General features: G+C 73.9%; 10 protein-coding genes. 8 read left to right on the forward strand and 2 right to left on the reverse strand.

From position 1 onward, the window contains the following. Positions 1-287: 287 nt before the first annotated feature. From ACZ6Y7_RS20525 to ACZ6Y7_RS20560, 8 genes are all read left to right on the forward strand, one after another. Positions 288-1,478, forward strand: a complete 1,191-nt coding sequence (locus ACZ6Y7_RS20525; RefSeq protein ID WP_465759317.1) for an ROK family transcriptional regulator — start codon at positions 288-290, stop codon at positions 1,476-1,478. Positions 1,479-1,662: 184 nt separating this feature from the next. Further along, on the forward strand, positions 1,663-3,018 hold the full coding sequence (locus ACZ6Y7_RS20530; RefSeq protein ID WP_465759318.1) for an ABC transporter substrate-binding protein: 1,356 nt from the start codon (positions 1,663-1,665) through the stop codon (positions 3,016-3,018). Positions 3,019-3,045: 27 nt separating this feature from the next. After that, positions 3,046-4,077 (forward strand): carbohydrate ABC transporter permease, encoded by a 1,032-nt coding sequence (locus ACZ6Y7_RS20535; protein ID WP_465759319.1) that lies wholly within the window; start codon positions 3,046-3,048, stop codon positions 4,075-4,077. A gap of 21 nt (positions 4,078-4,098) precedes the next feature. Then, positions 4,099-5,016, forward strand: a complete 918-nt coding sequence (locus tag ACZ6Y7_RS20540; protein WP_465759320.1) for a carbohydrate ABC transporter permease — start codon at positions 4,099-4,101, stop codon at positions 5,014-5,016. Beyond that, positions 5,016-6,365, forward strand: a complete 1,350-nt coding sequence (locus tag ACZ6Y7_RS20545; protein WP_465759321.1) for a 6-phospho-beta-glucosidase — start codon at positions 5,016-5,018, stop codon at positions 6,363-6,365. Before ACZ6Y7_RS20540 ends, ACZ6Y7_RS20545 begins: the two co-directional genes overlap by 1 nt. A gap of 151 nt (positions 6,366-6,516) precedes the next feature. Continuing rightward, positions 6,517-7,536, forward strand: a complete 1,020-nt coding sequence (locus ACZ6Y7_RS20550) for an N-acetylglucosamine kinase (RefSeq protein WP_465759322.1) — start codon at positions 6,517-6,519, stop codon at positions 7,534-7,536. A gap of 153 nt (positions 7,537-7,689) precedes the next feature. Beyond that, positions 7,690-8,334: a hypothetical protein gene (locus ACZ6Y7_RS20555; protein ID WP_465759323.1), complete on the forward strand. Its 645-nt coding sequence runs from the start codon at positions 7,690-7,692 to the stop codon at positions 8,332-8,334. Positions 8,335-9,088: 754 nt separating this feature from the next. Continuing rightward, on the forward strand, positions 9,089-10,213 hold the full coding sequence (locus ACZ6Y7_RS20560; protein ID WP_465759324.1) for a hypothetical protein: 1,125 nt from the start codon (positions 9,089-9,091) through the stop codon (positions 10,211-10,213). A gap of 178 nt (positions 10,214-10,391) precedes the next feature. Here the strand turns inward: ACZ6Y7_RS20560 and ACZ6Y7_RS20565 are convergent, their stop codons facing one another. Both ACZ6Y7_RS20565 and ACZ6Y7_RS20570 read right to left on the reverse strand, forming a co-directional pair. Continuing rightward, positions 10,392-11,054, reverse strand: a complete 663-nt coding sequence (locus ACZ6Y7_RS20565; protein ID WP_465759325.1) for a response regulator — start codon at positions 11,052-11,054, stop codon at positions 10,392-10,394. Further along, positions 11,051-12,229: a sensor histidine kinase gene (locus tag ACZ6Y7_RS20570; protein ID WP_465759326.1), complete on the reverse strand. Its 1,179-nt coding sequence runs from the start codon at positions 12,227-12,229 to the stop codon at positions 11,051-11,053. Before ACZ6Y7_RS20570 ends, ACZ6Y7_RS20565 begins: the two co-directional genes overlap by 4 nt. Positions 12,230-12,331: the final 102 nt, after the last annotated feature.

A 12,331-nucleotide genomic window follows, 5' to 3' on the forward strand; every position in this document is an offset into this window, starting at 1 on the left:
TGGTCCAAGGCCACTGAGCCGATACCGCTCCCGAGGCGGAAGCCGGCCCCGGGGCGGCGGCCTCCCCTAAAGGACGATGTGCGGCCCGGAGGGTGGAAACCGTCCGGGCCGCACGTCGTCCTGCACGCTTCGGCTCACGAACGGGCCGTGGGGGCCGGTAACGCTTCGGCATCCTCCGGGGTGCCGGGCATTGACACTCCGGTGGGGCGGCCCTACGGTCCTTGGCAAGCGACTGGAAAGTTTCCTAACAGTTCGCGGGGAGCAGCCGAGGAGGGAGGATTCCGGGCATGACCAAGAGCACCGCCAAGGCCCACCTCGCCGGCACCCCGAGCCTCCTGCGGGCCATCAACGACCGCGCCGCCCTCGAACTGCTGCTGGCGAACGGGCCGCTGTCCCGCACCCAGATCGGCAGCCTGACCGGGCTGTCCAAGCCCACCGCCTCCCAGCTGCTGGCCCGGCTGGAGGCGGCCGGGCTGGTCCTGCCGGTCGGCACCACGGCGGGCGGGCCGGGGCCCAACGCGCAGCTGTACCAGGTGAATCCGGCGGCCGGGTACGTCGCCGGGCTGGACGTCACCAACAGCGGGATCCGGGTCGCGGTCGCCGACATCACCGGGACCACGCTGGCGGAGCACACCGTCGCCACCAAGGGCGTGCCGGCCGCCGAGACCGTTCCGAAGGTCGCCGCCGCGGTCGCCGGGGCGGTCCGGGCCGCCGGCCTCGCCGAGGGCAGCCTGCGCACCGTCGCGATCGGCGTGGGCGGTGCCCCCGACCCGGTCACCGGCAAGCTGCGGTACGCCTCCCACCTGCCCGGATGGCACTCGCCGCGGCTGGTCGAGGAGCTGTCCGAGGCGATCGGCGCCCCGGTGTCGATCGAGAACGACGTCAACCTGGCCGCCGTCGCCGAGCAGGCCTCCGGTGCGGCGGCGGGCTTCGAGGACTTCGTGCTGCTCTGGGCGGAGGCGGGGGTCGGCGCCGCGATCGTGATCGCCGGGCGGCTGCACCGCGGCTTCACCGGCGGCGCCGGGGAGGTCGGCTACATGCCGGTGCCCGACTCCCCGGTCGAGTGGGACTCCCGCCGCCGCACGTTCGGCGGGTTCCAGGCCCTGGTCGGCGCGCCCGCCGTCCGGGCGCTGGCCCGCGAGCACGGGCTCGGCGCGCCCACCGCGGAGGAGTCGATCGCCCGGGCCCTGGCGACCCCGGGCAGCGGCGACGCCTTCCTCACCGAGCTGGCCGGCCGGCTCGCCGTCGGCCTGACCGTGATCGTCGCCGTCGTCGACCCCCAGCTCGTGGTCCTCTCCGGCGGCGTGGCGAGCGCGGGCGGCGAACGGCTGCGCGCGCTCGTCGAGGAGGAACTGGCCAAGCTCTCCATCGCCCGGCCGGAGGTGAGAAGCAGTGCCCTGCCCGGCTCCCCGGTCCTGCTCGGCGCCCTGCAGCGGGCGCTGGCGGACGCGCGCGAGGCGGTGTTCTCCACCCACTGAACCGCCGGTCCGCTGAACCGCACGTCCGCTGATCCGCCGGTCCGCTGAAGGTCCCGCCCCCGAAGGCCCGTCCACCGACACCCGACCTCCCTGACGCTCCCCCTGCACCCACCTCTCCCCCAACCCCCGAACGCGGGCCCCGAGGCAATGACGCCTGCCCGCGCACCCCCAGGAGGACCCCGAAGTGCACGCCACCACCTCCCGCAGAGGCCGCCGCACGATCGCCGCCGTCGCCGGCAGCGCCGTCCTGGCCTTGCTCGCCACCGCCTGCACCGGTTCCAGCGACGCGGGCGGCGCCGACGACTCGGCCAGCGGCAAGGACGTCACCATCACCTTCTGGCACGGCTGGAGCCAGGACAGCGAGACCAAGGCGATCAACGACAACATCGCCGCGTTCGAGAAGGCCCACCCGAACATCCACGTCAAGGCCGTGGGCAACATCCCGGACGACAAGGTCAACCAGGCCCTGCGGGCCGGCGGCGACGACGCACCGGACGTGGTGTCCTCCTTCACCACCAACAACGTCGGCATGTTCTGTTCGACCAAGGCCTTCGTCGACCTCACGCCGCTGCTCCGCAAGAGCGGCATCGACCCGGTGAAGACCTTCCCGGCGGCGATGCTCAACTACACGCAGTTCCAGGGCAACCAGTGCTCGCTGCCGCTGCTCGGCGACGCGTACGGGCTGTACTACAACAAGAAGGCCTTCGCCGCCGCCGGCATCACCGCCCCGCCGAAGACCTTCAGCGAGTTCGCCGAGGACGCCGCCAAGCTGACCGTCGCCGACGGCGATTCGTACAAGCAGCTCGGGTTCATGCCGCTGTACCACGGCTACGAGTCCACCACCGAGCACTTCCTGGGCCAGTACGGCGCCACCTACTTCGGCGCCGACGGCAAGTCGAACATCGCCACCGACCCGAAGGTCGCCGCGATGCTCACCTGGCAGAAGGGCCTGGTGGACCAGCTCGGCGGCTACGCCAAGCTGGACAAGTTCCGCGCCACCTTCGGCGAGGAGTTCAGCGCCAAGAACCCCTTCCACACCGGCCAGGTCGCGATGGCCATCGACGGGGAGTGGCGCACCGCCTCGCTCGCCGAGAACAAGCCCGACTTCGAGTGGGCCACCGCCGCCTTCCCCGTCCCGGACGACCAGGCCGACACCTACGGCCGCGGCTACCAGACCGGCACCATCGTCGGCATCGCCGGCACCAGCAAGAAGCAGGCCGCCGCCTGGGAGCTCGTCAAGTACCTGACCACCGACACCGACGCGGTCGTCAGCTTCGCCAACGCGATCCACAACGTGCCCAGCACCTTCGAGGCGCTCAACTCGCCGAAGCTGGTCAGCGACGCCAACTTCAAGACCTTCCTGGACGTCGCCAAGAACCCCCACTCCGGCACCACCCCGGCGGCCGTCAACGGCGGCGGCTACATCGTCTCCCTGCAGAACCTGGGCTACGACTACGAGTCCGGCAAGCAGACCGACCTCCGGGCCGGCCTGGCCGCCACGGCCAAGCAGATCGACACCGACATCGCCCAGGCCAAGTAAGCGCCGGGAACGGCCCACGGAGCTCCCATGTCACTCGCGTTCGGCACCCGCAAGGGAAGCACCCGCAAGGGAAGCGGCGGCACGGCCGGCGCCGGACCGACCGACCCGGCGGCGCCCTCCGCGCAGCACCTGCTGCGCCGGAAGCGCCGCCGGGAGGCGGCCCGCACCCTCGCCTTCCTCTCCCCCTGGCTGATCGGGTTCAGCGTCTTCTTCGTCTACCCGCTGGTCTCCACCGCCTACTTCTCCTTCACCTCCTACAACGGCTTCGGCCAGCCGACCTTCAACGGCCTCAAGAACTGGGACTACGTCCTCGACCAGCTGCCGACCTTCTGGCAGGGCCTGCGCAACACCCTGTGGCTGGTCGTCGTCATGGTGAGCCTGCGGGTCGCGTTCGGCCTCGGCGTCGGGATGCTCATCACCAAGGTCAAGACCGGTGCCGGGTTCTTCCGCACCGTCTTCTACCTGCCGTACCTGGCCCCGCCGGTGGCCGCGACCGTGGCCTTCGCCTTCCTGTTCAACCCGGGCACCGGCCCCGTCAACCACCTGCTCGGCGAGCTCGGCCTGCCGCAGCCCGGCTGGTTCGCCTCCCCGGACTGGTCCAAGCCCGCGCTCACCCTGCTCGCCATGTGGGGCGTCGGCGACCTGATGGTCATCTTCATGGCCGCGCTGCTGGACGTCCCCCGGGAGCAATACGAGGCGGCCGAGCTCGACGGCGCCGGCCCGTTCCAGCGGTTCCGGTACGTCACGCTGCCGAACATCTCGCCGATCATCATGTTCGCGGTGGTCACCGGGGTGATCCAGACCATGCAGTACTACACCCAGGCGATCGTCGCCGGGAAGGTCGCCAGCGGCATCGCCGGCAACTCCGGCCAGCAGTTCGAACCGGGCTACCCGAACGGCTCCACCTGGACCCTGCCGCAGATGGTCTACAACCTCGGCTTCCAGCGTTTCAACTACGGCGCGGCCTGCGTCGTCGCCCTGGTGCTGTTCGCCATCTCGATGGCCGTCACCTCGATCCTGCTCCGCCGCCGCTCCGGCTTCCTGGCGAGCGACGACTAGCGGACCAGTGAGGACCTGATCATGACCCTTGGCACCACGCTCACCGAGGCGCCGGCCGCGGCCGGCCCCGCCCGACCCGCCCGCACCGGCGGGCCCGCCGCCCGGGCCGCCCGGCGCCGCGCACTGCTCCACTGGGTGGCCGTGCACGCGCTGGCCGTCGCCGCCGCGCTGTTCTTCCTGCTGCCCTTCGTCTTCGTCCTCCTCACGTCGGTGATGTCCGACCAGCAGGCGCTCACCACCGACTACTGGCCGGCCACCTGGCAGTGGGACAACTTCGGCAAGGTCTGGGACACCCCCGGCTTCCTCACCTGGTGGCGCAACACCCTGCTCTACGCCGGGCTCGGCACCCTGCTGACCATCGTCTCCAGCCTCCCCGTCGCCTACGCGCTCGCCAAGTTCCGCTTCCGCGGCCGGAACCTGGCACTGATGGCGGTCATCGCGATGATGATGCTGCCGCCGCAGGTCACCGTCATCCCGATGTACCTGTTCTGGGCCAAGCAGATGGGCATGAGCGGCTCGCTGTGGCCGCTGATCATCCCGATGGCCTTCGGCGACGCGTTCTCGATCTTCCTGCTGCGCCAGTTCCTGCTGACCATCCCCAGGGAGTACCTGGAGGCCGCCCGGATCGACGGCTGCGGGGACCTGCGCACCCTGCTGCGGGTGGTCCTGCCGATGGCCAGGCCGGCCATCGCGGCGGTCGCGCTGTTCCAGTTCTTCTACTGCTGGAACGACTACTTCGGCCCGCAGATCTACGCCAGCAACAACCGCGAGGCCTGGACGCTCAGTTACGGGCTGGAGTCCTTCAAGGCCGCCCACCACACCAACTGGAACCTCACCATGGCCGCCACCCTGCTGGTGATGGCGCCGGTGATCGTCCTCTTCTTCTTCGCTCAGAAGGCCTTCATCGAAGGCGTGACACTGACAGGGGTCAAGGGCTGATGTCCGCACCGAAGACGTCCGGAACGCCGGGAACGACGCCGTCCGGAGCCGCCTCGCTCAAGCTGGCCGTCGTCGGCGGGGGTTCGACGTACACGCCGGAGCTGATCGACGGCTTCGCCCGGCTGCGCGACACCCTGCCGATCGGCGAACTGGTGCTGATCGACCCGGCCGCCGAACGGCTGGAGCTGATCGGCGGGCTCGCCCGGCGGATCTTCGCCCGGCAGGGGCACGCCGCGCGGGTCACCGTGACCACCGACCTCACGGCGGGAGTCGCGGACGCCGACGCCGTCCTGCTGCAGCTGCGCGTCGGCGGGCAGGCCGCCCGCGACCGGGACGAGACCTGGCCGCTGGAGTGCGGCTGCGTCGGGCAGGAGACCACCGGTGCCGGCGGGCTCGCCAAGGCGCTGCGCACCGTCCCGGTGGTGCTGGACATCGCCGAGCGGGTGCGCCGGGCCAACCCGGACGCCTGGATCGTGGACTTCACCAACCCGGTCGGCATCGTCACCCGGGCGCTGCAGACCGCGGGGCACAAGGCCGTCGGGCTGTGCAACGTCGCGATCGGCTTCCAGCGCAAGTTCGCCGCGCACCTCGGCGTGGACCCGGAGCTGGTCCGGCTCGACCACGTCGGGCTCAACCACCTCACCTGGGAGCGCGGGGTGACCCTGCTCGACGGGCCGGGCGCCCGCGGCGGCCGGGAGGTGCTGCCCGAACTGCTGCGGGACCACGGCAAGGAGATCGCCGAGGACCTGCACCTGCCGCAGGCCGTCATCGAACGGCTCGGCGTCGTACCGTCCTACTACCTGCGGTACTTCTACCAGCACGACGCGGTCGTCGCCGAGCTGAGGGAACAGGGCTCCCGGGCCGCGCAGGTCGCCGAGATCGAGCGGCAGCTGCTGGAGCTGTACGCCGACCCGGCCCTGGACACCAAGCCCGACCTGCTCGGCAAGCGCGGCGGCGCCTTCTACTCCGAAGCCGCCGTCCAGCTGATCGCCGCCCTGCTCGGGACCGGGGGCGGGGCCCGCGGCGAAGCCTCCGTCCAGGTCGTCAACACCCGCAACGACGGCGTGCTGCCCTTCCTCCCCGACGACGCCGTCATCGAGGTGCCGGCCGAGGTCGACGCGACGGGCGTGCGCCCGCTGCCCCAGCTCCCCCTGGAGCCGCTGTACGCCGGCCTCGTCGCCGCCGTCACCGCGTACGAGCACCTCGCCCTCGACGCCGCCCTGCGCGGCGGACGCGACCGGGTCTTCGACGCGCTGCTCGCCCACCCGCTGGTCGGTCAGATCGACCTCGCCGACCAGCTCACGGACCGCCTGCTCGCCCACAACCGCGAGCACCTCGCCTGGGCCTGACCCGGCCCGCCGGGTGCCCGGCCCGCCGCCCCCAGCGGTGCGCGCGCCGGGCACGACGAGGAGAGCGTCCGCACCCGCCCGGGGACCCCCTCGGCGGGGCACCTCCGGCCGCCGCACCGCGACCGGACCACGTACGAGCCGCGGGAACCTGATGACCCACCAGCCCGAACCACTCCTGCCCGGCGTCCTCGCCATCGACGCGGGGAACTCCAAGACCGACGTCGCCCTGATCGGTGCCGACGGCACCGTCCTCGGCACCGCCCGCGGCGGCGGCTTCGCGCCCCAGAGGATCGGCGGCGCCGCAGCCGTCGCCGGCCTCGCCCCGCTGGTCGAACAGGCCGCCGCCGCGGCCGGCCACCCCGCCTGGACCGGCGTGCTCACCAGCCACGTCAGCGCCTGCCTCGCCAACGCCGACCTGCCGGTGGAGGAGGAGGCCCTGCGCAAGGCGCTGGAATCCCACCCCTGGGGCGCCAGCACCACCGTGGCCAACGACACCTTCGGCCTGCTGCGGGCCGGCACCGACGGCCCGCGCGGCGTCGCGGTCGTCTGCGGCGCCGGGATCAACTGCGTCGGCCTCCTGCCCGACGGCCGCACCGCCCGCTTCCCCGCCCTCGGCGAGCTCACCGGCGACTGGGGCGGCGGCTCCGGACTCGCCGTCACCAGCATGTGGCACGCCGTCCGGTCGGAGGACGGCCGCGGCGGACCCACCGCGCTCGCCGCCGCCATCGCCGACCACTTCGGCCTGCCCAGCGCCGGCGCCGTCGCCGAGGCCGTCCACCTCGGGCACCTGCCGAGCGCCCGGCTGCACGAGCTCGTCCGGGTGCTGTTCGCCGTCGCCGGCGACGGGGACGCCGTCGCCCTGGACCTGATCGACCGCCAGGCCGACGAGATCGTCCGGCTCGCGGTCGTCGCGCTCGGCCGGCTGGACCTGCTGGACTCCCCCACCCCGGTGGTGCTCGGCGGCGGCGTCCTCGCCTCCCGGGAGCCCCTGCTGCTCGACAACCTCACGGCCCGCCTCGCCGAGGCCGCGCCGCTGGCCGAACCCCGGGTCGTCGTCGCGCCGCCGGTCCTGGGCGCCGCGCTGCTCGGCCTCGACCACCTGAAGGCGGACGCGGCGGCGCAGTCGCGGCTGCGCGAGGCGTACGAGGGGCCCGGGAGGGTGGCTGCCTGACGCCGCCTCGCCCGACGCTCCCGTCGACCTCCCTGCCCACCGACCTCCCTCCCCCGGCGGATCCGCACGTCCGCCGGGGGAGGGAACCGTGCTCCGGGCCCGTCGGGCCGCCCCGAGTACCGACGAACGCCGCCGCCCGGGGAGACTGGTGCCATGGCCGTGCCCCGCAACCTCCTCGCCGCCGCCCTGCTGGCCTGTGGTGCGGCAGCCGCGCTCAGCGGCTGCACGCCCGCCGAGTCCCACCCGACGGTGGCCGCCGCCTCAGCCGCCGCGGTCGCCGACGAAGCGGCCGACGACGTGCTGGACGAGGACGACGGGTTGCTGGAGGAGGGGGAGGACGAGGCCTACTCCCCTTCCGCCGAACCGTCCGCCACCGAGCCGTCCACCACCGGGCCGTCCACCGCCGGGGCTTCGACCGCGGGCGCGGCGACCGCCGGGCCGGAGTGCACGGCCCCCGCCGAGCGCCCCGGCCACGAGGTGCTCGTCGTGGTCGCGGCCGGCCCCGCCGAGATCACCGCCCAACCCGCCCGCTACACCTGCGACCCCGCCCGCTACGCCCCCACCGGCAGCCCCGTCCACTACGGCTTCGCGGCGGCCGGCGTGACCGCCACCGTGGTCGACCGGCCGCACGGGGACCCGGCCAAGGCCGTCCCGTTGCCGGAGCTGATCACCCACCTCGACGACTGCCTGGCGGAACGGGACCCGGCGGACCCGTTCGGTTGCCACGGGAACGCCTACGACGTGGTGCTGGACTCCCACGGCCGGATCCTGCGGATCGGCGAGCTCGCGGAGCCGTGAGGGGAACGGGCCGACGGGCGACGAAGCCGACGGCGGACGAGACCCCGACGGACGCGGCCCGGACGCGCGGGACGTCGTCACGGACGCGGCCGGGGCGGACGAGGCCGTGAACCCACGCGCCGCGACCCACGCACCGTGACCCACGCACCGCGACGGGCGTGGCTGCGACGGCGGCCCGGCGGCGGACCGGCACGGGTCGCGGGGCGTGGCCACGGGCGCGGGCCGGGGCGGACCAGGCCCTGACGCGCGGGGCCGGCGGGGGGCGGTGCGGTACGGGCGGGGCGTTCGCGGTGGCGGCGGCGTTCCCGCTGGTCGGCGGTGGGGGTGGCGCCGAGGGCGCTGCCCGGGTGCCGTCCCGGCGGGCGTCGGGCCGTTCCCCCGGCCGGACCGCCGGCGTGGCGGGCGCCCGGGGGCCGGCACGGTGCATACGGTGTAGAACCTCCCCGCAACTGTTGACACTCGGCTGAGCTACGCGCGTCAGCCACCCCCCAGCTGCGGAGTTTTGACGTTCTATACCTCCGCCGGAGCCTCCCTTGGGGCTGGTCTTACTCGCGGCCTCGTTGACCCGGTTTCAGCGGCAATGCTTTGCTTCCGGCCGTCGACGACGAACCGGCCCCCCCAACCCCGGTGCGGCGACCGTCCCTGACCGGCCGTCCGCCGCTCCGGCCTGCCGTCGTCGCGTCCCCTTCGTCCCCCACGGTGTCACCGCGCCCCCACCGGTGTGCGGTCGGCGCCCGAGAGAGGAACCCTCACGATGGGCATCTCCCCCACCTACCGCTCCTCCCGCTCCTCCCGCCGGACGCGGGCCCGGGCGCTGACCGGGCTCGGCGCGCTGGCGCTCGCGACCGCCGGTTTCGCCGCCGCCCCGGCCGCCCAGGCGGACCAGCCGGTGCGCGAGACCGCCGGGCACACCCACCCCTACCGGCACGGCGCCGTCCCCACCAAGGAGGCCGCCGCCTCGGCCGCCGGGAAGCGCACCGCGAACCTCAAGTACGGCGGCGGCGTGGACGGCATCGGCGTCACCACCGGCGCGCCGAAGGTCTACCTGGTCTTCTGGGGCACCCAGTGGGGCACCCCGGGCACCGACGCCAACGGCTACACCACCCTGAGCGGCGACCCGATGGGCGAGGCCGTCCGCGCCCAGCAGCTGTTCAAGGGCCTGGGCACGAACGGTGAGACCTGGTCCGGCGTCATGACCCAGTACTGCGAGGGCGTCGCCTCCGGCGCGACCAGCTGCCCGGTCACCGCCGCCCATGTCGGCTACCCGACCGGCGGCGCGCTGGCCGGCGTCTGGTTGGACTCCTCGGCCGCCGCTCCGGGCCAGGCCACCGGCAACCAGCTGGCCGCCGAGGCGGTCAAGGCCGCCGGGCACTTCGGCAACACCACGGCCGCGTCCAACCGCAACGTGCAGTACGTCGTGCTGTCGCCGACCGGCACCCACCCGGACGGCTTCAACACCGCGTCGGGCAACTTCTGCGCCTGGCACGACTGGAACGGCGACACCACGCTGAGCGGCGGCGCGGCCGCCTCCCCGTACGGGGACGTGGCGTTCACCAACGACCCGTACGTGACCGACATGGGCACCTCCTGCGGGCAGAACTACGTCAACAGCGGCAACGCGGGCCTGCTGGACGGCGTGACGATCGTGTACGGCCACGAGTACGCGGAGACCGTCACCGACCAGAACCCGGCCGGCGGCTGGACCGACTCGACCGGCTACGAGAACGCCGACAAGTGCGCCTGGAAGGGCACCGGCGGGGTCGGCGGCGCGCAGAACGTGGCGATGGCGACCGGGTCCTTCGCCATGCAGGGCACCTGGGCGAACGACTACAACAACGGCGCGGGCGGCTGCGAGATCTCGCACCCGGTCGTGCACTGACGCCCGGCGACCAGTGACGGTCGGGCGGGGACGGCTCGACTGACGGCGGTCGGCCGAGCGGAAGCGCCGGGGCGGGCTGTGCGGGCCCGCCCCGGCTTTCGCGCGCCCGTGGTACCGGGTGCCCGTGTACCCGGGCCCGGTGCCCGGGCGTCCGCGTTCCGGGGGCCGGGGCCGGGCGCTACGGGGTGACCAGGCCGAACTCGTAGGCCTGGATGACCAGGTGGACGCGGTCGCGGGCGTCGAGCTTGGTGAAGAGCCGGGCGACGTGCGCCTTGGCGGTGGCCACGCTGATGGTGAGCTCCGCGGCGATCTCGGCGTTGGACAGGCCGCGGCCGACCAGGGTGAGCACCTCGCGCTCGCGCTCGGTGACGCCTCCGGCGACGGCCCGCCGGGGGCGGTCGGCCGCACCGGCGGCCGGGCGGGCGGCGAACTCGCCGATCAGCCGGCGGGTGATGCCGGGGGCGATCAGGGCGTCCCCGGCGGCGACGACCCGGATGCCGTCCAGGATGGTCTCCAGGGCGAGGTCCTTGACCAGGAAGCCGCTGGCGCCGGCCCGCAGCGCGCCGTACACGTAGTCGTCGTCGTCGAAGGTGGTGAGGACGAGGACGTGGGTGGGCAGGTCCGGGTCGGCGGTGATCCGGCGGGTGGCCTCGATGCCGTCCATGCCCGGCATCCGGATGTCCATCACGGCGACGTCGGGGCGCAGCCGGGCGACCAGCTCGACGGCCTCGGCGCCGTCGCCGGCCTCGCCGACCACGTCCAGGTCCGGAGCGTCGGCGATGAGCACGCGCATCCCGGTGCGGATGAGCGGCTGGTCGTCCACCAGAACGACGCGGATCACGGTCCCACCTCCAGGGGGATCGGCAGTCGGGCGGTGACCAGGAAGCCACCGCCGGGGCGCGGGCCGGCGCTGAACTCGCCGCGCAGCAGGGCGACCCGCTCGCGCATGCCGGCGATGCCGTAGCCGGTGCCGGGGTCGGCACCGTGCGGGCCGGCGCCCAGGTCGGCGACGGTGACGGCGAGTTCGCCGGGCCGGTGGTCGACGGTGACGTGGCAGTCGCGGGTGCCGGAGTGCTTGACCACGTTGGTCACCGCCTCCTGGACGATCCGGAACGCGGCGAGGTCGACGTCGGCCGGCACCGGGCGCGGTTCGCCGCTGCGGGTCACCGCGACCCGGACGCCGGCGCCCGCGCTGCGCTCCACCAGGCGGTCCAACTCGGCGAGGCCCGGAGCGACTTCGAGCGGGGCGGACTCCGGTTCGCCGGCCCGCAATGCGCCGAGCATCCGGCGCAGCCCGGCCAGGGTCTCCCGGCTGGTGGCCTCGATGGCGGTCAGCGCGGCCCGGGTCTCGGCGGGCTGGGTGTCCATGACCCGGCTGCCCATGCCGGCCTGGATCGCGATGATGCCGATGGCGTGCGCGACCATGTCGTGCAACTCCCGGGCGATCCGCAGCCGTTCGGCGGTCACGGCCTGCTCGGTGGCGCGGCCGCGCAGGGCCTCGGCGTGGGCGCGGCCCTGGTGGATCGTGTTGCCGATCAGCCAGGCGATCAGGGCGGTCGCGGCGAGGCCCGCGAAGGCGAACGGGTTGACGGAGAAGCCGGCGGCGACACCGCGGAGGTACAGCCCGGTGAGCGTGGCGAGCGGGAGTGCGAGGGCCGTCAACGAGACGCGGCGGGAGCGGGTGGCCGCGCAGTAGCCGACCACGCCGTCGGCGATCAGGAACTGGAGCACGGGGACCTCCGGGAGCCGCCACATCCCGAGCGCGTACACCCCGCCCGCCAGCGCCACCGCGACGGCGACCCGCGGCAGGCGGACCAGCAGCGTCGCGACCAGGGTGGTGACGAGCGCGGTGACCACCAGGGGCATGTCCTCCGGGTTGCCCTGGTAGGTGAGGAGGTGGCGCAGCTCGTCCTCGCGGGTGAAGAACCGGAACACCACGAGGAACGTCCAGAAGGCCCCCACCCACACGCCGGCGGGCAGGCGCCTGAGCAGCGGCGGGCGGGCTTGGTCGATCATGACGCGATGGTAGCCGCGGCCCGTCGGGCGGGGCATCGGCCCGCGGGCGTACGCCCCGGGGCCCGTACGGCGGTCGCCGGTTGTGGCCCGCCGCCCGATGCC

The organism is Kitasatospora sp. NPDC053308, assembly GCF_055585785.1.

What these genes read in the sequence shown, in the direction of transcription:
- ACZ6Y7_RS20555 (WP_465759323.1), top strand. Translation starts at nt 7,690, where the DNA reads ATGGCCGTGCCCCGCAACCTCCTCGCCGCCGCCCTGCTGGCCTGTGGT.
- ACZ6Y7_RS20525 (WP_465759317.1), top strand. Translation starts at nt 288, where the DNA reads ATGACCAAGAGCACCGCCAAGGCCCACCTCGCCGGCACCCCGAGCCTC.
- ACZ6Y7_RS20550 (WP_465759322.1), top strand. Translation starts at nt 6,517, where the DNA reads ATGACCCACCAGCCCGAACCACTCCTGCCCGGCGTCCTCGCCATCGAC.
- ACZ6Y7_RS20570 (WP_465759326.1), bottom strand. Translation starts at nt 12,229, where the DNA reads ATGATCGACCAAGCCCGCCCGCCGCTGCTCAGGCGCCTGCCCGCCGGC.
- ACZ6Y7_RS20560 (WP_465759324.1), top strand. Translation starts at nt 9,089, where the DNA reads ATGGGCATCTCCCCCACCTACCGCTCCTCCCGCTCCTCCCGCCGGACG.
- ACZ6Y7_RS20540 (WP_465759320.1), top strand. Translation starts at nt 4,099, where the DNA reads ATGACCCTTGGCACCACGCTCACCGAGGCGCCGGCCGCGGCCGGCCCC.
- ACZ6Y7_RS20545 (WP_465759321.1), top strand. Translation starts at nt 5,016, where the DNA reads ATGTCCGCACCGAAGACGTCCGGAACGCCGGGAACGACGCCGTCCGGA.
- ACZ6Y7_RS20535 (WP_465759319.1), top strand. Translation starts at nt 3,046, where the DNA reads ATGTCACTCGCGTTCGGCACCCGCAAGGGAAGCACCCGCAAGGGAAGC.